Consider the following 21,130-nt stretch of genomic DNA (forward strand, 5'->3'; position numbering starts at 1 on the left):
TCTTGAATCTCTCATCAAAATGCTGCCCGCCGGGATCCGTGCCCCCGGCGGAGCAGGTGTTTGTCGGTCATGCTTGCGCGCGGGGCGAAGCGACCATCCCGCACATCATGCAGGGATCACGTCGACGATCTCATAAGTATCGGGATCGATGATCACGATGTCGTCGCGCACCAGGATGAAGTCATAGCCCTCGTATTCCGGCACGATCTCGATGATCGCGGGCGGAAGCCGGTGGAGCCTGACGGAGCGCGGGATCGCGGTTCCGACCGCGAGGCCGAACGCGACGTCCCGCAGCGGCGAGACACCGAGCCGGGTGATCGAGCCGCGGAACTCGGTGCGCTGACGGGTGTCGAGACGGCCCACCGCACCGCGGGCCGAACCGCCGCCGCGACCGCCCCGCACGCCGTCGCGCCCGCCACGATCGCCGCGCTCACCTGCAGCCCCTCGATCGCCGCGCTGGTTGGGGCCTGTCTCGTCGCGGCCGCCGCGGTCACCGCGCTGGCCTGGGCCGGTCTCGTCACGACCGCCGCGCTGTTCGACCGGGCCGCCGTCGCGGCCACCCCTTTCTGCAGCGTCGGGAGTGCCGCCCGGGCCGTTCCGATCTGCGCCGCCGCTGCGCTCGCCGGCACCCCCGGCCTGTCCCGACCGCCCGGGCGCGTCTGCACCGCGCGAGGCCGGACCGCCCGACTCGCCCCCCCGTGCTCCACCGTCCGAACCGCCGCGCATCCCGCCGCCTTCGGCTCCACCCGCTCCACCGCGCATGCCGCCGCCGGCACCGCCCGGTCCGGCTCCGCCACCCGCTCCAGCGCCGCCGCCCGCCGCCGGTCCACCACCACCGCCCGGGCCGCCGCCAGCGCCGCCGGGGCCTCCCTGCGCAAACGCCGTCGCCGCGCCGGCGATGAGGATGGCGGCCGCCACCGTGTCCCTGAAGATCCGCGCCATGGCCTGTCGTCCCGTTGTGGTTGTGGTGCCTTCGGCACCCGTGCCGGGCCGCAACGGGGTCCCGCGCAAAACCGTTCCGTGCCGGTCAGCGATCCAGGGCAAAGACAAATGACACTGTCGGCCGCTGTCCCGGCCAAAGTCCGATCACGGACTTGCGATCACGGTCGTCGCCTGTAACGTCGCCGCCATCGAAGAATAGGCCGGCTGTTACCGGCCGATGAACCACAAGACGGAGACGCCATGTCCGCCCTGAGGGACGATACGATCGGTATCGCACCGAGTGCCGCCGACGACGCCGCCGACCGCAAGCGTCGGATCTGGGCGATCGTCGGTTCGTCCTCAGGTAATCTGGTCGAGTGGTACGACTTCTATTGCTACGCGTTCTTCGCGCTCTACTTCGCGCCGGCTTTCTTCCCCAAGGGCGATTCGACCAGCCAGCTCCTCCAGACCGCCGGCATTTTCGCGGTGGGCTTCTTCATGCGCCCCGTGGGCGGCTGGCTGTTCGGGCGCATCGCCGACCGGGTCGGGCGGCGGACCTCGATGGTCGTCTCGGTGCTGATGATGTGCTTCGGCTCGCTGCTGATCGGCATATTGCCGACCTACGAACATGTCGGCACGCTGGCCCCCGTCCTGCTGCTGCTTGCACGCATGCTTCAGGGCCTGTCGGTGGGCGGCGAATACGGCACCTCGGCGACCTACATGAGCGAGGTGGCGATCAAGGGGAAGCGCGGGTTCTTCGCCTCGTTCCAGTACGTCACGCTGATCGGCGGCCAGCTGCTCGCGTCGCTGGTCTTGGTGCTGCTCCAGACGGTGATGACCGCCCCGGAGCTGACCGCCTGGGGCTGGCGCATCCCGTTCTTCATCGGCGCCGGGTTGGCCGTGGTGGCGCTGTACCTCCGCCGCTCGCTCGCCGAGACCAAGGAAGCCGGCGACAAGGAGACCGCCGGTACCTTCGCCGAGCTGTTCAAGCACTGGCGGGCGTTCTGCGTCGTCCTGGCCTACACGGCCGGCGGCTCCCTGAGCTTCTACACGTTCACCACTTACATGCAGAAGTACCTGGTCAACACCGCCGGCATGCCGAAGACCTCCGCGTCGCAGGTGATGACCTGCGTGCTGTTCGTGTACATGGCGATCCAGCCGCTGTTCGGCGCGTTGTCCGACAGGATCGGTCGCAAGGCGAACATGCTGCTCTATAGCGGCCTCGGCACGCTCATGGTGGTGCCGCTGATGACCGCTCTCGGGACCAACAAGGATCCCTACCTGGCCTTCGCCCTGATCACCCTCGGCCTGTCGGTGGTGTCGTTCTACACCGGCATCAGCGGCATCGTGAAAGCCGAGCTGTTCCCCACTAACGTGCGCGCCCTTGGCGTCGGCCTGTCCTACGCGCTGGCCAACGCCATGTTCGGCGGCACCGCCGAGTTCGTCGCCCTGTGGTTCAAGGACGCCGGCATGGAGAGCACGTTCTTCTGGTACGTGACCGTGCTGATGGCGGCGGCGTTCGTGGGTTCGCTGATCATGCCGAACCCCAAGGTGCACGGCTATCTCGACGGTGCCGGCACCGTGGAAGAGGCGCTCGGCAAGAAGCGCCGGTTCGCCCACGCCTGAACCCGGCGGGCCGACGACAACGACGAGGCGGCCGGCCCGTACGCCCGATGACTGGCCTCCCGCCGATCGCGTGACACGAAAGCGGGAGGACACGATGCTGAAAATCGCCGTCACGGGCGCCCTGGCGCTGCTCTGTTTCGGGGCCGCTCAGGGCGCTCGGTCCGAGGAAGCCGGGCCCTTCAAGCCGACCCGACCCGCCGGCTACTTCTTCGTCGGTGGCCGCTACGAGACCGCGAACAACCGGACGACCGCCCACGGGCAGATGTTCGTCGCGTATCGCGCACCGGAGCGGGTCACGCAGCCCTATCCGGTGGTGATGGTTCACGGCACGGCGCAGACCGGGACCAACTTCCTCGGGACGCCCGACGGACGGTCCGGCTGGGCCGACCGCTTCGCCGCCAAGGGGTTTGCGGTCTACGTTGTCGATCAGGTCGGGCGGGGCCGCTCGGGCGGCGATGCGGAGACGTACGGACCCTACGCCCGTCTGCCCGCCGAGGACCTGGAGACCGTGTTCACCGGCCAGGAACGCTCCGGGCTCTACCCGCAGGCGAAGCTGCATACCCAATGGCCGGGCGGGCCGGGCCTGCGCGGCAACGCGGCTTTCGACGCGTTCTACCGCTCTCAGGTGCCCTACATCGCGAGCGCCCTGAAGAGCGAGGAACTGGTCGATCCGGCGCTGATCGCGCTCCTCGAAAAGATCGGGCCGGCGATCGTGCTAACCCATTCGCAGGCCGGCGTTTTCGGCTGGGCGGTCGCCGACCAGCGGCCCGACCTCGTCAAGGCCCATGTCGCCGTCGAGCCGAACGGGCCGACCTTCTTCGACGTCCGGTTCAAAGGCGGCACCGACTGGTACGAGCGGGTCGGGGACGCCCGGGCCCGCCCCTACGGCATCACCCGCGTGCCGCTGCATTTCGAGCCGCCGGTGAGTGGCCCGACGGACCTGACCGTGGTCCAGGCCGAGCGCGCGGCCGGGCCGGACAAGATCCGCTGCTGGTTGCAGGCGGAGCCCGCCCGCGCCCTGCCGAACCTCGCCAAGGTGCCCGCGGTGATCGTGACCGCGGAGGCCTCGTTCCGGGCGACCATGGACGATTGCACGGCGGCCTTCCTCACCCAGGCGGGCGCCAAGCCGGACCGGCTGGCGCTGGCCGAGCACGGGATCCACGGCAACGGCCACATGATGATGCTGGAATCGAACAGCGATCAGGTGGCGGACGCGATCGTCGGGTGGATCGAGGGCCGGCTCGGCGCCGGCGATCCCAGGCCTTAACGCCCTGCTTACCCTCTGCCGCGAGGGTACGGCCCGTCATACGACGAGGCTTTGCATGACCGACATGACCGACACCGTGGGCGTCGCGGGCGACCGCATCCGCTCGATCATCGAGCGCGTGGAACGGCTGGAGGAGGAGATCAAGGACTTGATGGAGGCGAAGAAGGAGATCTTCGCCGAGGCCAAGGGCGAAGGCCTGGACGTTAAGATCCTCAAGGAGATCCTGAAGATCCGCAAGCAGGACAAGGACGAGCGCGACGAGCACGAGACGCTGCTCGACGTCTACCTGCGCGCCATGGACGCGCCGGCCCCGGCCCCGATCAAGGCGGCCGCCTGACGCGACCAAATGGGGCGGCGCTCGGGCGCCGTCCCGCCCTCAGACGACCGGCTCGGCCGCGAGATAGGCGGCGATGTTGCGCCGAACGCGGTCGAGCGGCACGTCGTCCGACTTGGGGAGCGTAAAGCGCGCACCGGTGATCGTCTCGTAGGCCCGGATGTAGACCGCAGCGGTTTCCAGCACGATCTCGGCCGGGATCTCGGGGATCGGGTCCTTATACGGGTCGCATCGGGCCACGACCCAGTTGCGCACGAAATCCTTGTCAAAGCTCTCCGGGGCGGTCCCCGCTTCGAAGCGCTCGGGGTAGCTCTGCGCGAACCAGTAGCGGCTGCTGTCCGGGGTGTGGATCTCGTCGGCGAGCACGATGCGCCCCTCCGGATCGGTGCCGAACTCGTACTTCGTGTCGGCCAGGATCAGCCCGCGCTCGGCCGCCAGTTCCTGGCCGCGGGCGAACAGCGCCAGGGCCGCTTCGGAGACGGTCCGCCATTGCTCCGGGGTGAGCAGGTTGCGCTCCAGGATCTCGGCTTCCGTCAGCGGCTCGTCGTGGCCCCCGTCGAACGCCTTGGTGGTGGGCGTGATAATAGGCTTCCCCAGGCGCTCGTTCGGCCGCATGCCGTCCTGGAAGCGATGCCCGTACATCTCCCGCTCGCCGGCCCTGTAACGCGTGAGCACAGAGGTCGAGGTCGTGCCCGCGAGATAGCCGCGCACCACCACCTCGACCGGCAGGATCTCCAGGCGGCGGCCGACCACGACGTTCGGGTCCGGGTAGGCCAGGACGTGGTTCGGGCAGAGGTCGGCCGTGCGCTCGAACCAGTAGCGCGCGGTCTGGGTCAGCACCTGACCCTTGAACGGGATCGCGGCGAGCGCCCGGTCGAAAGCGCTGATCCGGTCCGAGGTGATCAGGATGCGCCGCCCGTCAGGGAGGTCGTAATTGTCCCGCACCTTGCCGCGGTAATGGTTCGGCAATTCGGGCAGCGTCGCCTCGCGCAGGACCTGGTGGGCATGCGGGGCGAGATCTGCCGTGTTCATCGGACCGTTCCCTCAGGCTGCACGGCGACGGCGCCGCATCGCGTGTGTGCGCGGACAGCCGTCAGATTTCCAGCCCCCCGGGGCCCTTCGCAGTGGGCCGGCCTGCCCCGAGCGAGCGGTCAGGCGACCCGTACCGTGTGGAGGAAGCGCGCGACTTCGGCGGCGAGGTGCTTGGATTGCCGCGACAGTTCCGAGGCCGCATTCAGGACCTGTATTGCCGCGACGCGTGTGTCCTCGGCGGCGTTGGCGACGCCGGCGATGTTGGGGGTGACCTCACCCGTGCCCGTCGCCGCTTGACCGACGTTGCGAACGATCCCCCGGTCGACGCACCTTGATGCTCGACTGCCGTGGCGATGCTGGTCGCTACGCCGTTGATTTCTTGGATGCGCGCGGTGATCGACCCGATGGCCGACACCGCCTGGCCCGTCACGGCCTGGACTTTGGCGATCTGGTCGGCGATCTCTTCCGTAGCCCTGGCGGTCTGCTCGGCCAGGGCCTTCGCCTCGGATGCGACGACCGAGAAGCCGCGGCCGGCCGCACCGGCGCGAGCCGCTTCGATAGTGGCGTTGAGCGCGAGCAGGTTAGTTTGCCCGGCGATCGACGAGATCAGCCCGACCACGTCGCCGATCCAGGCTACCGTGGCGCTCAGTTCCTGAACGGAGATCGCGGTCTGCCCAGCCTCCGTGACGGCACCCAGCGCGAGCTTGGCCGAGCCGTCGACCTGCTGGCCGATCTCCTGTACCGATGAGCCCAAGACCTCGGATGCAGCCGCCACGTCTCGTTGACGTTGGATGCGGCCTGTTTGGCCGCGGACTGGACGGAGGTCTGCGCGGCCATGGCCGACATCGCGCCGATCTCCTTTTTCATCTCGGTATCGGCCGGTGTGGGGAAAGAGTCTGACCGCCTCCGCGACACCGCACCGGCATCCGAGGTGGTCCGTCAGAAACGCTCCTGAGCGCCTAATCCCGATCCAACATGGATGCACATCCGCATGATCCCTGGGTCGAGACGTCGCGCATAGAATCCGGCTGCTCGTCCGTTGGTCGCCAGCGACCTCGGAGCGCACGGCGCATTTCGACGACATGGCGTGTTGTCCACCGGTGAACACCAGTCACCCGTCTATGGTCGAGGCCATAGGCTGCTGCTATGCCGTCCCCGGATCAGCCCTCGAACGCGAGCGCTGAGGGCTGCGAGACTGGATACGCTCGCCAGCCGGTGGGGGTATGATGACGGGAGCTCTCGACCAGACCAATCGCCATCCCTTCATCCGTCGTATCGAGAGCATCGCCCTCTTCACCTTGACGGATGACGAGCGGGCCGCGCTGAACGGCGTGCCCATGCAGATTGCGCAGTTCGAGGCCTATCAGGATATCGTGCGGGAGGGTGACGAGCCGGGGCGCTGCTTCGCCCTGCTCGAGGGTATCGCCTGCACCTACAAATCCACGCAGGGCGGCAAGCGTCAGGTGATGGCCTATCATGTCGCGGGTGACATCCCCGACATGCAGAGCTTGCACCTGAAGGTCCTCGACATCAGCATCGCCGCCGTCGGCCCGAGCAAGGTCGGCTTCGTCCAGCACGAGGCGGTTCGCGCGCTGCTGCGAGCGTTCCCGCGCCTCGGCGACGCGCTGTGGCGGGCGACACTGATCGACGCCGCCCTCGTCCGTGAGTGGATGCTCAATACCGGACGCCGGGAGGCGTTCGCGCGCATGGCCCACCTGTTCTGCGAATTGATCACCCGTCTGGGCGTCGTCGGCCTCGCCCCCGATCTCACCTGCGACCTGCCGATGACGCAGCCGGAATTGGCGGACGCCCTGGGGATCACGCCGGTCCATGTTAACCGCACCATCCGCGACCTGAAGGCCGCCGGATTAATCACGTTGCGCAGCCGGCGCCTTACGCTTCACGATTGGGACGGTTTGCGGGCCGCTGCGGAGTTCGACCCGACCTACCTGCACATCACCGATCCGGAGCCGGCCTGACGCCTCCGCACGCCTCAGTTCAGCTGCGCGCGGCGAGCCTGCTGCTCCTGATCGGCCAGCCTGCGGCCGAGATCGAGCAGGAGCGCGTCGGCCCGCGCCCGCAGGGCCGGATCCTGCAGCTCGCAGATCGCGCGATGCGCCGCCATGGCGAAGTCCGCCGCGCGTTCCAGTGGCGTCTCCGCCTCATGGTGATCGAGCGCGCTGAGTGCCCCGGCAGCACGCTCCCCGCTCCGCACATCGGTGATGTCGACGATGATCCCGTGGCCGCTGATAGGCCTTCCCCGGTGATCGGCTAGGAATCTGCCACGGCCGAGCACCCACCGGGTGACGCCGTCCGCCGAACGGACCCGGTATTCGATGACGTAGAGCTCACCGTCACGGACGCGCCGACGGAGAAGGGCCAGCACCCTATCCCGATCTTCCGGATGGATACCCGCCGAAAACGCCGCTGCCGGAAGCCCCGCCTCAGCCGCCTCCGGATCGACATTGAACAGTAGCGCCACGAACATGTCTGCACGGACGCGATTTGAGGCGCCATCCCAGGACCAGCTGCCGGTCACGTCCAGCGCGTCGAGCGTCCCCCGGAAAGGTGTCGAACAAGTCTGGCATTCGAGCGGCTTGAATTTGGGCATCGCAGTATCTGGTTCCGAACCGGAATTTAACCTGGTTTAGTGGAACGGGCCGCAACTTCAATGAGCCAGAATTCGCAAAACCTCAACTTTTGCGTGTTTGTCACCGCTGGAACACAGAGCGAATTAATCCCCGATGCAAGGTTTGATTTTCGCATCGGAGACGACGGATCGCTGGTCCGGCCGGCCGCCGCCGGAATGCTCCGCGCCCGCGATACTGCCGCCGTCACCCGGTTCCGGTGTTCCGCCGCGCCAGCCGTTCGGACTCGGCCCGCCAGGCATCACGCTCGTCCTGGACCGTCTCGATCCGGGCATGCAGATGGCCCGCGTCGATCGCCGTCTCCATCAACATGTCCTGGGCGGCGGCGAGCTGCGCCCGCAACTCGGCGTTCTCGGTGGCCAGCGCCAGAAGGAGAGCGGCCACGTCATCACCCATTCATGCCCCTCGCCGCGCGCCAGAGCGGGCGGATCTACCCGGGAGCGCGGTCGGCTACAACCGTATCCGGCAAACCATCCAGCGGTGTTGCCGACGCCGCGCCCGGTCAGCCCTCGATCACCCGCTCGTCGAGCTTCCGGTCGACGATCTGGACCGTGCGGTCGATCTCTGCATCGGGCATGTCCAGCTGGTGTGAGATCAGCTTCACCAGCAGGTCGACGCGCTCGATGAACGGCGTGCCGTTCGCCACCGCCCGCGCCGCGGAGGACGGCTTGAGCAGGCTCTCCGCGGCCTTAGCGTATTTCTCGAACGGGACCTGGTCCTGCGGGTCCGCGCCGAGCTTGCGCGCAATGGCGTCGACATGCTCGTAGATGGCGCGGGATTTGGCCAGGTCACCGTGCACGGCGTCGCGGATCGATTGCGGCTCCTTCGGGGTGATGCAGCGGTAGTTGCCGGTGAGCAGCATCGACCACTTCGCCAGCGGAACGAACAGCGAATCGAACACTTTGAGCTTCACCGGCACATCGTGGCCGTCGAGGCGGACGGCATCGATATCCGCCTCCAGCTCGCGCAGCAGCCGGTTGTGGGCCTCGTCGGCGAAGGTCGCTGCCTTGAAGTTGGTGGGCAGGCCGACATGGAGCACGTTCGCACCCTCGTCCGGCGGACGGAACGCCTGGGGATCGGGCGAGCAGAGGGACACGAGCCCCGGCTCGAAGCGATCCCAAACGCCGGCATTCGTGAAGGCGTTGTCGAGGTCCATGGCGGCTAGGGCCGGGATCCGCTTGAGATACGGCAGCGGCGGCATGTTCATGATTGACAGGCACGGCAGCTTGGCCGCCGCGATCTTGATCATCAGCACCCGGATCGTGTGGTTGTTGTACTGTGGCTCCTGCATGGCGAGGCCAACGAGGTCGTAGCGCGACGGATCGATGTCTTCCGGCGGCGCGGCGTCGAGGGTGCCGGGCAGGTCGCGCGACAGGATTGCGCGGTGGTTCGGCTCGTCGCGCAGCTTGATGCGGACTTCCGTCCCCTCCTGGTTGATCAGGTCCGCGGTCTTGCGGCGGCACACCAGGGTCACGTTGTGACCGGCCATCAGGAGCTTGGTGCCCAGCAGGGAGCCGTATGAGGCGCCCAGGATCAGGATGTTGCGCGGCATGCTTCCACTCCCAACGTTCGGCTTCGTCTTATCGCGCGACCGGCCCGCTGGCGTACGGGTTGAGGTGGTCTACGGATCGGCTCGAGCCGTGTGGGGAGCAGCGTAGCGAAGCTTGTCTGGAGATGCCACTCCACTGGTATACCAAATAATTTTCCGTGCGATGCACGAAACTTTTTCGGTGGGCGAGCGCGCTTGCGGCTTCCCCGGAGGATCGAATCGCGTTGCGCTCGATCGGCGGGAATGCGGAGGCGGGCGATCCGACGTTGCGTACGGGCTCGAACACGCGCGCGAGCGGCGAACGCACTTCGCGGCCAAATACGCCAACGATGTGAAATCGAACGCCGACACTCGTCCCGGCAACCCGCGAGCTGGCCAGTCACTCAAAGACGTCGCGCCCTACGCAGACGGCGTTCAGGGTCACGAAGACTTATAGTATGAGAGAATGATTACGTCAGCACCATCGACCGCTTAGCGGAAGGATGGTGCCCAGGGGCGGGATCGAACCACCGACACTGCGATTTTCAGTCGCATGCTCTACCAACTGAGCTACCTGGGCGTCGTCCGTGCCGCTGTGGGTCTCGGACGCCGCGGGGTATAGTGAGGAGTTCGAGGCCTGTCCAGCCTTGCCGTGACATCGACGTGACGTGGGCGTCGGAAAATTTCAGCCCGCGTCGTCAGCCCTCGTCTTCCGGCTCCGGCGGTGGAGCATCGGGATCGAGTTCCACCGGGATCGTGTAGCGCTCGTTCAGCCAGCGGCCGAGATCGACATCGGCGCAGCGCTGCGAGCAGAACGGCCGGAACGGCTCGGTGGAGGGGCGCCGGCAGATCGGGCAGCGCTCCGGGTTCATCGGCCACGCGCTCATGCCAGGCTCCCCCAGGCGGCGCGGACCGGATAGCCCTCGCCGTCGAGCAAGCTCATCGTCTCGTAGAGCGGCAGGCCGACCACGGCGCTATAGGAGCCGACGAGCTTCACCACGAAGGCGCCGGCCAAGCCCTGGATCGCGTAGCCGCCCGCTTTGCCGCGCCACTCGCCCGAGGCGAGATAGCCCTGGATGTCGCGGCCGGAGAGGCGCTTGAAGCGCACGCGGGTCTCGACGATCCGCTCCCGCCGGCCGTTCGGCGACAGCAGGCAGATCGCCGTAAAGACCCGGTGCGGACGCCCGGACAGCAGGCGCAGGCAATCGGCAGCCTCGTCCGGACTTTCCGCCTTCGGCAGGACGCGTCGCCCGACCGCGACGACCGTGTCGGCCGCGAGCAACCAGGTCGGGACCTTCTGGTCCTGATGGTGCAGGGCGGCTTCCGCGGCGGCGAGCTTGGTGCGGGCGAGGCGTCGGGCCAGTTCGCGCGGCGGCTCGGCCTTGCGCGGCGTCTCGTCGATGTCGGCGGGCAGGAGCGAATCCGGCTCGATGCCGATCTGCTGCAGCAGCGCGAGGCGGCGCGGCGATCCGGAGGCGAGCACGAACCGGGTGGCCGGCCCCTGCGGCGCGCCGATCACTTCAGGTGTGGCGTCCATGGTGTTCCGCTCGTACATTCGGCCTGGAGCGCCCGCCGCCGGGGAGACCGGTCGGTGGCAGGCGCATCACGACAAGGGCATGGTCCGAGAGCGGTACGGGTGGGTCGAGGCCGCGCCGCAGCGCGGATGATCGCGCGAAAGGGTGGCGCGTCCCCATTCCGCCGGGACCGTCTCGATCTCTCACGCCTGATAAGGGATGGGGTCGGGCTTGTGAACCGGACCGATCGGAACCGGTGACGAGACGGCCTTCGTCGTGCGCCGGTGATCGAAGGCGTCCCGGCGCGCGGGGATCTCGATCCGCATCGACGCCATGCGAATACCGGCCGCCGGCATTCGGGATAATGCTCTCCAACGCGTTGCCCAGTGCCGAAATCAGGACTCACCGCGCCGGGGCATGTGCATGGTCTGGTCCGATGCGGATATCACCCGCCGGCCAAGACATAATTCGAACAGCTCAAGACAAAGTGAAGGTTTCAGGCGAAGACGTAACCACGCGTTAACTAAACCCGGCGGAGTGTGCGGGCACCGAAACGGGGTCGAACCGATGCTGAACGCTGATCCGCTTCTGGCACGTCCGAAGCTCGTGAATGCGACGCTGCTCGCCCACACTCTGGATGGGCTGAGGCCACGGGTCAGGTCCTCGGCCGAGATGTGGCGGGTGCTGACGGACCATTACGTGGTGGATCTGGACGACGTCGCAGCCCTGCTCCCGGCGGCCGAACCCGAGACCCAGTGGCTTTCGGCTCGGGACTGAGCCCGATTAAATCCAAATTTTCACGACAAACGGGCGCGCCTGGCACGCCGCGTGCTTTGGGATAGCTGGTCTAGGCAAGGAAACACCCAGGCAACGACAACGCGGCGGCTCGGACGCCAGAGCACCCCGCGGACCCTTCGATCCACGACGTTGAGGTCCGTCATGTCCGAACTGTTGTCCGTCGCCCTGGTCTGTGCCGGCACCCTGCTGGCGCAGGATTGCTCCCGCGACACCGCCCTCGACATCATCATCGCGCCGGCACACTCCCCGATGGAATGCCTGATGCATGCCCAGACCATGGCGGCTCAGGCCGGCTTGCCCGGTGGCGGCGACCGCTACCTCAAGATCGCCTGCGAGCATCGCCGCACCGAAGCCGAGCCCTTCCGGGTCGTCCGCCGCGCCTCGTAGGACGGACTGACCTTCAGCGAGACGAGATGTTTGGTAAGCTCCGCCGCAGATCGGTGGTCGAGCCAAGTCACACGAAGTTTTGCTGACCTGAAGCGGACAGGACCTCAAGTCGCGGGCGAAGCCGCTGACCTGCAAGCGCGAGGTTGTGGCCACCTGCGGCAACGGCACCGCGGGTGCTTTCGCACCGCGCCTGCTGGGGGCGCCGGGCATCGAGGTCGTGCCGCTGGACGTGGACCCGGACGGCTCGTTCCCGCGCTACAATCAGAACTCCGATGGCATGGTGATGCTCCACGCCATCGCGCACGCGGTGACAGGAGCACGGCGTCGATGTCGACCTCGGCTTCGACGCCGCCCGCTGCGGGGTCGTGGATAACGAGGGCGAGGAGCTCTCTGCCGACACGATCGGCGTGATGCTGGCGCGCGACCTCGGCAAGCACGATCCCGGCTCGACCTTCGTGGTCGTCTTGAAATCGGCCGGGCTCTTCCACATCGCCCAGAGCTGCAGGCTCCGGCGATCGAGACCGATCACCAAAAGGCCGGCCCCAGGTCCATCAGACGGAAGGTGAACGAGCTCGGAGCGCTGGCGGGCATCGAGAAGTCCGGCCACTTCGTCTTCAACGAGCCGATCAGGCGCACCTGCGACGACGGCCTGATCACCGCCATCGCGGTGCTGGAGATGCTCGACCGCAACCCCGGGACGTCGATGGCCGACCTCTACCGGCGACTGCCGGATTCTTCTACCGGGCGTTGCCGAAGTCCTGGGGCTTGCCGACCATGTCACCCCATCGTCCCGACGACGTGACGTACCGGGTCGTGGAGACCGTCACCGCGGTTGCGCGCCATGAGGGACGCGCGAGCCGATCGGCGGTTCGAAGACCGTCGATCTCGTCACCGTCAACGGCGTACGCATCACCACCGAGGACAGTACCTGGGGCCTCGTGCGCGCGTCGTCCAACAAGCCGGAGCTGGTCGTGGTGATCGAAAGCCAGGCTTCCGAAGAGCGCCTGCCGCCATGTTCGAGGCCGTGAATGCGATCCTGCGGGAGAATACCCAAATCGGCGCCTACAACCAGACAATCTGCGCTGGCCGGCACCTGTTTTGATCCACCGCGCGGTGCTACGGCCGTGCGGCGGGTGTCCAGTTTAGAGCTGGTACATCAAAGCCACGGCCTCCGCTTTCCTGTTGGCATGCACCCTCTGGGCGGTTGCAGCCTCCGTGCCGCGGGCAGATGCTCTCCGGCCATGCTGATGCAGTCCACATCCCGGCATCCGCCCGAGTTTGCCGTCCCGATCGCCCGCGTGTCGGGCCGGGCGCCCGCGAGTGCCCGCCCGATGATGTACGACGCGTTCGACCTGCAGACCGACCTCGCCGCCCAGACGCGGGCCTGGGGACGGATGCTGAACGACGCCTGGTCGCCCTGGATCCGATGGAGCGAGCCGGCCCGTTGGATGTCGGCCAACGCGCGCATGATGATGCGGATGGGCCTGACCTTCGCGCGGCCCGCCTACGGGATCGATTCGGTCACCGTCGGCAACCGGAGCGTGCCGGTCAGCGAGGAAGCCGTCACGGTCACGCCGTTCGGCACGCTGCTGCACTTCAAGAAGGACATCCACACCGAGCAGCCCAAGGTGCTGCTGGTCGCGCCGCTGTCGGGCCACTTCGCGACGCTGCTGCGCGCCACCGTGCGCGTGATGCTGCCCGATCACGACGTCTACATCACCGACTGGCACAACGCCCGGGACATCCCCCTCTCGGCTGGCCGGTTCGGCTTCGACGAGTATGTCGCGCACCTGATCCAGTTCCTCCAAGTCATGGGCGAGGGATCGCACGTGGTGGCGGTCTGCCAGCCGACTGTGCAGGCGCTGGTCGCCGCCGCCGCGATGGCGCAGGCGAAGGATGCGGCCGCCCCGCGCAGCATGACGCTGATGGCCGGCCCGGTGGATTGCCGGATCAACCCGACCGGGGTGAACGAACTCGCGACCTCGAAACCGATCGCATGGTTCGAGAAGAACCTGATCGCCACGGTCCCGTCGCGTCACAAGGGCGCCGGCCGGAAGGTTTATCCGGGCTTCGTGCAGGTCTCGGCGTTCATGTCGATGAACGCCAAGCGCCACGTGCAGGGCCACAATGACCTGTTCTGGCACATGGCCAACGGTGAGGAGTCCAAGGCCGAGGCGATCGAGACCTTCTACGACGAGTATTTCGCCGTCCTCGACCTCGCGGCCGAGTTCTACCTGGAAACGGTCAAGACCGTGTTCCAGGACTATACGCTCGCCAAGAACGAGCTGACATACCGGGGCGAACCGATCGACTTGGGATCGATCAAGCGCACCGCGCTGATGACCGTCGAAGGCGAGCGGGACGACATCTGCGCCCCGGGTCAGACCATGGCGGCGCACGACCTCTGTACCGGGCTCGCCCCCTACATGCGGACGCACCACCTTCAAGCCGGCGTCGGCCATTATGGCGTCTTTGCCGGAAAGCGCTGGGAAACGCAGATCTACCCGCAGGTGCGCAACTTCATCCAGGCGCACAATTGAAGATCGGCAGCTGCCGGACGGGCGTCGTCCCGGCAGGCCAAATTTAATCGGAAATCGTTGAAGTTGGCTGATAGGCTGATCTAAGCGCAAGCTTGAAGCAGCCTTTGTTCATTAGCCACGTCCTTCGAGCCTCAGCGGGGCTCGTTCAGAGAAGGACGTGTGGTCATGCGCGACCTGCGCACAGCAAAATACGAGCGGTTCAGGTCCGCTCTACAAGCGCCAATTGATCAGGAGCCGAACAGGACATTTCCGATTTTTACGACAGATCGACATTTCGATTTACGTGATTACGAGAGTGAGAGCGCCAATCACGAAGTTGAAATGTTCGTGAACTTGGTTCGGGCTTGCCCCGACGAGCTATTTCTCGATCTGGGCTGCGGCTACCGCGAACGCACCTTCGAAAATTGCCTCTACCTGGAGGTCTATCCATCCCGTTCTGCCGATTTGATCGTCGAGCCGAACTGTCTTTATCCGATACGATCGGGGACTTTATCGGGAGTCGGATGTTTCGCGGTTCTTGAGCACACGCGCAAGCCGTGGCTCGTGATCGAAGAGATCGCGCGGATGCTCAAGCCGGGCGGTCAAGTTTTCATCGATTGGCCGTTTCTGCAGCCAGTCCACGGCTATCCGTCTCATTATTTTAATGCGACCCGCGAAGGATTGATCAGCCTGTTCGAGGACAACGGGTTCAAGACGGACATGGCCTATACTGGCGCCCACCAGACGGCGGCCTACACGATCCAGTGGATCCTCGGGCGTTTCGCCCATCACCTCATCGATCCGCAGCTCCGCCACGATTTCTCGCGCCTGACGGTCAGTGACATGGTCTCGATGGATCAGCAGGATCCCGTGTGGTGGAAATTCCTGAATGCGCTTCCGCCGGACGCCTTCTCAGAGCTGGCATGCGGCAACATGCTGGTGGCGACCAAGGCGACCACGTAGCCCACGCTCTGAGACCATCGCGCCGATTTGACCCGCCGACTGACCCGGCCCACCATGCTAGCCTCTTGGTGTCGGAACCCAGATCCTCTCGGGCACCTCCGATATATCCTCGCGATTGAGGCGGAACGGTCGGCGTGAACGACAGGGACGGCTTCGACAGCACGACCGGCACCGGGACGGGACAAGCGGCCGCCGCGCGGCTCGACCGGCTCGTCGCCCAGGCCCGGGCGGCATCCCTCTGGGAGCAAGCCTGGCCGGTGCTATGGCGCGGACTCGGCGTCGGATTGCTGTTCCTCGCCCTGTCCTGGGCCGGTCTTTGGCTCGATCTCGACCCGCTCTGGCGGCAGATCGGGCTCGCCATTCTGGCTCTCCTGCTGATCGTCGCGCTGCTGCCGCTGGCGCAACTCGCGCGGCCCGATCGCCGGGTGGCCCTGGCCCGGCTCGACCGGGAGGCGGCCACGCGCGATCCGGCCCTGCGTCATGGACCGGCCTCGGCCGCGCAGGATACGCTGGCAGTCGGCGCCGCGGATCCTGGCAGCCGGACCCTTTGGGCACTGCATCAGCGCAGGGCCGCACAAGCGGTCGCGGCCCTGCGGGTCGGGTTGCCGCGCCCCGGCATGACGCGACGCGATCCCTATGCCCTGCGGGCTGGAATCGTGGTGGCCGCGGTGGCCAGCCTGTTCGTGGCCGGACCCGAATGGCGGGCGCGCGTCGCAGCCGCGTTCGACTGGCACGAGCCGGTGGCTCCAGGGCCGAATTTCCGGGTCGACGGCTGGATCGATCCGCCGCTCTACACCCGGCTGCCGCCGCTCCTGATCGCGATGGACGGCAGCGACCAACACCTGCGGGCACCGGTCAACGCGCAATTGATCGTGCGCATCGCCGGTCAGGGAAAGGCCGCGGCGAACACCACGCTGACGCCGAATGCCGGGCTCACGCCAATCCCCGGTCAGGAGGAACGGCCGGACCTGCGCGAGGAGCGCTACCGCATCGTCGGTGGGGCTGAACTTGTCATTGTGACGCCCGCCGGTCGCCAGAAGCTGACCGTGGACGCGATCCCGGACCGGCCGCCCGAGGTGACGGCCGTCGGCGGCCCGGAGGTGAACGGCCGCGGCACCTTCAACCTCACCTACCGCGCCAAGGACGATTACGGGATCAGCTCAGCGGAAGGCGTGATCGAACCGCTGAGGGCGGGCCGCTCGCTGGCCCCGGTCCCACGGATCAACCTGGCGTTGCCGGCCGATGCTTCCGGGGAGACTGACACCAAGACCCTGGTCGATCTCACAGATAGCCCATGGTCCGGCGCCCGGGTGCGCTATCAGATCGTCGTCAAGGACGAGGCTGGCCAGGAGGGGCGTACGGCATCCGCCGAGATCACGCTCCCGGCGCGGCAGTTCCGCGATCCTTTGGCGCGGGCGCTTGCTGAGGACCGCCGCCGCCTCGTCACCGCGCCGGATGCGGACCGTCTATGGGTGCAGGGCGCCCTCGACGCGCTCCTGGTCGCCCCCGACATGTTCACGCCGCAGCCGCCGGTCTTCCTCGGCCTCCGGACTGCGACAGAGCGCCTGCGCCGGGCGAAGTCCGATGCGGATCTGATCGAGGTCGCCGATCTCCTGTGGGAGATGGCGTTGAAGATCGAGGACGGCGACCTGTCGGATGCCGAGAAGCAGCTGCGCCAGGCCCAGGACCGGCTGAAGGAGGCGATCGAGCGCAACGCCCCCGACGACGAGATCAAGCGCCTCACGCAGGACCTCAAGCAGGCCCTCGACAAGTTCCTCTTGCAGATGGCGCAGAAGCAGAGCCGCCAGCCGCGCGATCCGGGCGAGAAGGGCCAGAACAACCAGCAATCGAAGACGGTCACGCCCGAGGATCTCGACAAGATGATCCAGGACATGGCCGAGGCGATGAAGCGCGGCGACACCGCCGAGGCGCAACGCCTGATGGAGCAGCTGCGCAACATCCTCGAGAACCTACAGACCGCGGAAAAGGGCGGTCAATCCGATCAGGCCAGCCGCGAGATGCAGAAGCAGATGCGCGACCTCGACGCGATGGCACGCGAGCAGCAGGGCCTGCGCGACGAGACCTTCAAGGATGGCCGGGAGCCGGGCAACGGCCAGCAGCGGCCGTCGAACCGCGGGCAGCAACAGCAGCAGGGCAACCGCGGGCAGCCGCAACAGGGCCAGGGTAAGCAGAGCCCAGGGCAGCAGGGTCAGCAGGGCCAGCAGGGCCAGCAGGGCCAGCAGGGCCAGCAGGGACAGCAGGGACAGGGAAAACAGGGTCAGAAGCAGGGCCAGGGCGATCAGGGCAATGTCGGCGATCGGCAGCAGGCGTTGCGGCAGCGCCTGGAGGATCTCGAGCAGCGCATGAAGGAGAACGGCATGCGCGGCGAGCAGGGCCTCTCTGATGCGGAGGACGCCATGCGTGAGGCCGAGAACGCTCTCAAGCAGGGCGATGCCAATGAAGCCGTGGATGCTCAGGGTCGCGCGCTCGAAGGCCTGAAGAAGGGCGCGGAAGGCATGGCGCAGCAGATGCAGGAAATGGCCGAGGGCCAGGGCGAAGGTCAGCAGGAAGGCGGCCAGCAGCCTGGTCAGCAGGGCCAGGCCGGCGCTCGCGACGACGACCCGCTCGGCCGGCCGACCAAAGGTCGCGACATGAGCGACGGCCGGGTTCGCGTGCCGACCGCCGACGAATCGGCTGTCCAGCGGGCGCGCCGCATCATGGAAGAGCTGCGGCGCAAGCTCGGCGATCCCACTAGGCCGAGGGAGGAGCTCGACTATTTCGAGCGCCTGCTCCGGCGTAATTGACAGCGAAGTCCGGCGTCCCGCGGTTAGCCAGCCTTCGCTGCAGTCTCGTGATCGGCTCGCCGGACCGGCTTCTTGTCGGCCGAGCGAGCCGAATGCCTCTCGTCAAGCGGCGGCGCGCCGGATCCCGGCGCCCGTCGGGTTCGGATTCCTCCCGTCATGTCGTCCAATCTGCTCGTCTTCGTCGCCTGCGCGGCGGTTGCCGTGGTCCTGCTGTTCGGCCTTGCCAACATGATGCGGGGCGGCAGCGCCAATGTCTCTCAGAAGCTGATGCGCTTGCGCGTTCTGCTGCAGTTCGTGGCGATCCTGGTCATCATGGGTGTCGTCTGGTGGCGCTCGGCCTGAACGCCGTCTCCGGATCCGGCAGCCGCCGTCCGGGCCGCCGTCTCACTGTGTCCATGTCGCCGCACCGCGCACCTTTCGCGGGGGTCCGGGATGAATTGGCCGCCGGCGTCCCAAGGCGCCGTGCTACGCTCGGTAGAGACAGACCGCCTTGCCCAACCGGCCGAGCCCCATGATTGCCGCCCTCCGCACCTGCGTCGTCAGCCTCATCATCGGTGCGGCCATCCTGCCAGCCTCCGCGGCTGACGCGCCGCCCTTGCCTGCGGCCTATGCGGCCCCGGCCCAGCCGCTGAGCATCGTCTCGGAGGTGCGCATCGGCGGCGCCGTGCAGGATCCGGGCAGCGCCGAGGGCAAGCTTCCAGGGTTCAGCAAGGCCAACGTCAACGGCGAGATCCTGTTCGCCAAGCCGCAGGTCAGCGCCGACCCGTTCTGGCAGGCCTTCGTGCCGCGTCCGACGGTGGGCGGCAGCTACAACACGGGCGGCCGGACCAGCTACGCGTATCTCGGTGCGACCTGGACCGTCGACATCTTCCCTGAGACCCTGGGTCGACGCGTCTTCCTCGACGGCTTCTTCGGCGGCGTCGCCCATAACGGCTATACCGGGCCGAAGGCGCAGACGCCCTACGGCTTCAACACGCTCGGCTGCTCGCCGATGTTCCGCGAGGCGGCGGCTCTGGGCTATCGCCTGACCGAGCATTGGAGCGTCATGGCGACGGTCGAGCACATGTCGAACGCCGGCCTGTGCGCGAACAACCGCGGCCTGACCAATTTCGGCGGCAAAATCGGCTACACGTTCTGATAACGGCACCAATTGCGCGACCGCCTGAAGGGCTCTAGGCCCTACGAGTCGCGAACTCGCCGGGTTCGCCAGCCGTTGTGAGGCGCAGGTTCCTTGGTCAAGCTCAACCGGATCTACACACGCACCGGCGACAAGGGCACCACCGCCCTGGCCGATGGGCAGCGCCGATCCAAAGCAGACCTGAGGGTCGAGACCTACGGCACGGTCGACGAGACCAATGCCTGCATCGGGATGGTCCGTCTGCACACGCAGGGCGCCCTCGACGGGATGCTCGGGGCGATCCAGAACGACCTGTTCGATCTGGGCGCCGACCTTGCGACCCCGCCCAGCCCGGAGCCCCTGCCCTACGAGCCACTGCGAATCGTCGCCAGCCAGGTCGAGCGGCTGGAGCGCGACATCGACGCCCTCAACGCGTCGATCGCACCGCTGAAATCCTTCGTGCTCCCTGGCGGGTCGCCGGCCTCGGCGGCGCTTCATCTCGCCCGCACCGTGTGCCGGCGTGCCGAGCGACTGGCAGTGAGCCTCGCCGACCGCGACGGCGAGATCGTCTCGCCCGAGGCGGTTCAGTATCTCAATCGCCTTTCGGACTTCCTGTTCGTGGCGAGCCGTACCGCGAACGCGGATGGGGTCGACGACGTGCTCTGGGTGCCGGGCGCCAATCGCTGAGGCGAATCGGAACGGGTCGTCGCGGCCGCGAAGACCAGTCCAGCCAGGCAGGAGCTTTTACCGCCTCGCGTTGACAAGGCCGAAATGTGGCCGTTACGGTCCGCCCGCTTTGCGGACCCGCCGTCCCCGTGCGTCGAACGCTTGAAGGCCTGGCGGGTCCGGCAACAAGAATCCATGGGGAAGGATCGAGACCGCCATGAAGGTGCTGGTGCCCGTCAAGAGGGTGGTGGACTACAACGTCAAGATCCGCGTGAAAGCCGATGGCTCCGGGGTCGAACTCGCCAACGTCAAGATGTCGATGAACCCCTTCGACGAGATCGCCGTCGAAGAGGCGATCCGCTTGAAGGAGAAGGGCACCGTCACCGAGATCGTGGCTGTGTCGATCGGCCCGCAGCAGGCGCAAGAGACCCTGCGCACCGCACTCGCGATGGGCGCCGACCGGGCCATCCTGGTCAAGACCGACGTGAACTGCGAGCCGCTGGCGGTGGCCAAGCTCCTGAAGGCCGTGGTCGAGAAGGAGACGCCGCAGCTCGTGATCCTGGGCAAGCAGGCGATCGACGACGATTCGAACCAGACCGGCCAGATGCTCGGCGCGCTGCTCGGCTGGCCGCAGGGCACCTTCGCGTACAAGATCGAGGCTTCTGAGGGCAGCCTCGACGTGACCCGCGAGGTCGATGGCGGCCTGCAGACCGTGACGCTCAAGCTCCCGGCGATCGTCACCACCGATCTGCGCCTCAACGAGCCGCGCTATGCGTCGCTGCCGAACATCATGAAGGCCAAGAAGAAGCCGCTCGAGGAGCTGAGCCCCGAAGCGCTCGGCGTCGATGTGACCCCGCGGCTCAAGGTGCTCAAGACCGCCGAGCCGCCGGGGCGCTCCGCCGGCGTCAAGGTCGGCTCGGCCGCCGAGCTCGTCCAGAAGCTCAAGGTCGAAGCCGGCGTGATCTGACTCGCTCGCGCCGCTCCCGTCCCGGTCGAGCGGCGCGCC

20 protein-coding genes, 1 tRNA gene and 2 pseudogenes are annotated in these 21,130 nt (G+C 67.2%); 14 read left to right on the top strand and 9 right to left on the bottom strand.

The genetic code is table 11. The features are described from left to right. Positions 1–105 precede the first annotated feature (105 nt). Positions 106–942, bottom strand: a complete 837-nt coding sequence (locus FV242_RS00520; protein ID WP_147937552.1) for a DUF1236 domain-containing protein — start codon at positions 940–942, stop codon at positions 106–108. Positions 943–1,182: 240 nt separating this feature from the next. On the opposite strand from FV242_RS00520, the gene FV242_RS00525 reads away from it, so the two are divergent. From FV242_RS00525 to FV242_RS00535, 3 genes are all read left to right on the top strand, one after another. Beyond that, a complete protein-coding gene (locus FV242_RS00525) occupies positions 1,183–2,547 on the top strand; it encodes an MFS family transporter (RefSeq protein WP_147937553.1) in 1,365 nt (454 codons plus the stop codon). Between the two features lie 94 nt (positions 2,548–2,641). Further along, positions 2,642–3,814: an alpha/beta hydrolase gene (locus FV242_RS00530; protein ID WP_147937554.1), complete on the top strand. Its 1,173-nt coding sequence runs from the start codon at positions 2,642–2,644 to the stop codon at positions 3,812–3,814. Between the two features lie 55 nt (positions 3,815–3,869). After that, entirely contained in the window at positions 3,870–4,151 is a 282-nt protein-coding gene (locus FV242_RS00535; protein ID WP_050734557.1) for a DUF2312 domain-containing protein, read from the top strand. A 39-nt stretch (positions 4,152–4,190) separates the two neighbouring features. On the opposite strand, the gene FV242_RS00540 is transcribed toward FV242_RS00535, so the two are convergent. Further along, positions 4,191–5,180, bottom strand: a complete 990-nt coding sequence (locus FV242_RS00540) for a phosphoribosylaminoimidazolesuccinocarboxamide synthase (protein ID WP_147937555.1) — start codon at positions 5,178–5,180, stop codon at positions 4,191–4,193. Positions 5,181–5,299: 119 nt separating this feature from the next. Continuing rightward, positions 5,300–6,026: pseudogene (locus tag FV242_RS36020) on the bottom strand (methyl-accepting chemotaxis protein); the annotation flags it as partial. Positions 6,027–6,406: 380 nt separating this feature from the next. Here FV242_RS36020 and FV242_RS00550 point away from each other — a divergent pair. Then, positions 6,407–7,159 carry a Crp/Fnr family transcriptional regulator gene (locus FV242_RS00550; protein WP_147937557.1) on the top strand — a complete coding sequence of 251 codons (753 nt, stop codon included), beginning with the start codon at positions 6,407–6,409 and terminating at the stop codon, positions 7,157–7,159. 14 nt (positions 7,160–7,173) lie between these two features. Here the strand turns inward: FV242_RS00550 and FV242_RS00555 are convergent, their stop codons facing one another. From FV242_RS00555 to FV242_RS00580, 6 genes are all read right to left on the bottom strand, one after another. Then, positions 7,174–7,719 (bottom strand): PAS domain-containing protein, encoded by a 546-nt coding sequence (locus FV242_RS00555; protein ID WP_306440283.1) that lies wholly within the window; start codon positions 7,717–7,719, stop codon positions 7,174–7,176. Between the two features lie 295 nt (positions 7,720–8,014). Further along, a complete protein-coding gene (locus FV242_RS00560) occupies positions 8,015–8,224 on the bottom strand; it encodes a hypothetical protein (RefSeq protein WP_147937559.1) in 210 nt (69 codons plus the stop codon). Between the two features lie 106 nt (positions 8,225–8,330). Beyond that, on the bottom strand, positions 8,331–9,380 hold the full coding sequence (locus FV242_RS00565) for a ketopantoate reductase family protein (protein ID WP_147937560.1): 1,050 nt from the start codon (positions 9,378–9,380) through the stop codon (positions 8,331–8,333). A 480-nt stretch (positions 9,381–9,860) separates the two neighbouring features. Then, positions 9,861–9,936, bottom strand: a tRNA-Phe gene (locus tag FV242_RS00570). 118 nt (positions 9,937–10,054) lie between these two features. Next, a complete protein-coding gene (locus FV242_RS00575; RefSeq protein ID WP_147906866.1) occupies positions 10,055–10,228 on the bottom strand; it encodes a DNA gyrase inhibitor YacG in 174 nt (57 codons plus the stop codon). An 11-nt stretch (positions 10,229–10,239) separates the two neighbouring features. Next, positions 10,240–10,893, bottom strand: a complete 654-nt coding sequence (locus FV242_RS00580) for a Maf-like protein (RefSeq protein WP_147906852.1) — start codon at positions 10,891–10,893, stop codon at positions 10,240–10,242. A 544-nt stretch (positions 10,894–11,437) separates the two neighbouring features. On the opposite strand from FV242_RS00580, the gene FV242_RS00585 reads away from it, so the two are divergent. The 10 genes and pseudogenes from FV242_RS00585 (at position 11,438) to FV242_RS00630 (ending at position 21,091) form a co-directional block, all read left to right on the top strand. Continuing rightward, a complete protein-coding gene (locus tag FV242_RS00585) occupies positions 11,438–11,647 on the top strand; it encodes a hypothetical protein (RefSeq protein WP_147937561.1) in 210 nt (69 codons plus the stop codon). Positions 11,648–11,809: 162 nt separating this feature from the next. Beyond that, positions 11,810–12,055, top strand: coding sequence for a hypothetical protein (locus FV242_RS00590; protein WP_147906850.1), 246 nt, complete (start codon positions 11,810–11,812; stop codon positions 12,053–12,055). 100 nt (positions 12,056–12,155) lie between these two features. Then, positions 12,156–13,157 (top strand): annotated as a pseudogene (locus FV242_RS00595) (phosphomannomutase/phosphoglucomutase); the annotation flags it as partial. Positions 13,158–13,386: 229 nt separating this feature from the next. Then, the gene (locus FV242_RS00600) at positions 13,387–14,595 is read left to right on the top strand and encodes a polyhydroxyalkanoate depolymerase (RefSeq protein ID WP_147906865.1); all 1,209 of its coding nucleotides are present in this window, start codon (positions 13,387–13,389) and stop codon (positions 14,593–14,595) included. Between the two features lie 165 nt (positions 14,596–14,760). Next, entirely contained in the window at positions 14,761–15,537 is a 777-nt protein-coding gene (locus FV242_RS00605; protein WP_147937562.1) for a methyltransferase domain-containing protein, read from the top strand. Between the two features lie 134 nt (positions 15,538–15,671). Beyond that, the gene (locus FV242_RS00610; RefSeq protein ID WP_147937563.1) at positions 15,672–18,341 is read left to right on the top strand and encodes a TIGR02302 family protein; all 2,670 of its coding nucleotides are present in this window, start codon (positions 15,672–15,674) and stop codon (positions 18,339–18,341) included. A 156-nt stretch (positions 18,342–18,497) separates the two neighbouring features. Continuing rightward, positions 18,498–18,683 (top strand): twin transmembrane helix small protein, encoded by a 186-nt coding sequence (locus tag FV242_RS00615; RefSeq protein ID WP_147906847.1) that lies wholly within the window; start codon positions 18,498–18,500, stop codon positions 18,681–18,683. A 169-nt stretch (positions 18,684–18,852) separates the two neighbouring features. Continuing rightward, positions 18,853–19,479: an acyloxyacyl hydrolase gene (locus FV242_RS00620; RefSeq protein ID WP_147906846.1), complete on the top strand. Its 627-nt coding sequence runs from the start codon at positions 18,853–18,855 to the stop codon at positions 19,477–19,479. A 93-nt stretch (positions 19,480–19,572) separates the two neighbouring features. Next, complete coding sequence (locus FV242_RS00625; RefSeq protein ID WP_147937564.1) at positions 19,573–20,145, top strand: cob(I)yrinic acid a,c-diamide adenosyltransferase; 573 nt, start codon at positions 19,573–19,575, stop codon at positions 20,143–20,145. Between the two features lie 196 nt (positions 20,146–20,341). Then, entirely contained in the window at positions 20,342–21,091 is a 750-nt protein-coding gene (locus tag FV242_RS00630) for an electron transfer flavoprotein subunit beta/FixA family protein (RefSeq protein ID WP_147937565.1), read from the top strand. The last annotated feature ends 39 nt before the right edge of the window (positions 21,092–21,130 follow it).

Source organism: Methylobacterium sp. WL64 (assembly GCF_008039945.1).
Classification (GTDB): domain Bacteria; phylum Pseudomonadota; class Alphaproteobacteria; order Rhizobiales; family Beijerinckiaceae; genus Methylobacterium.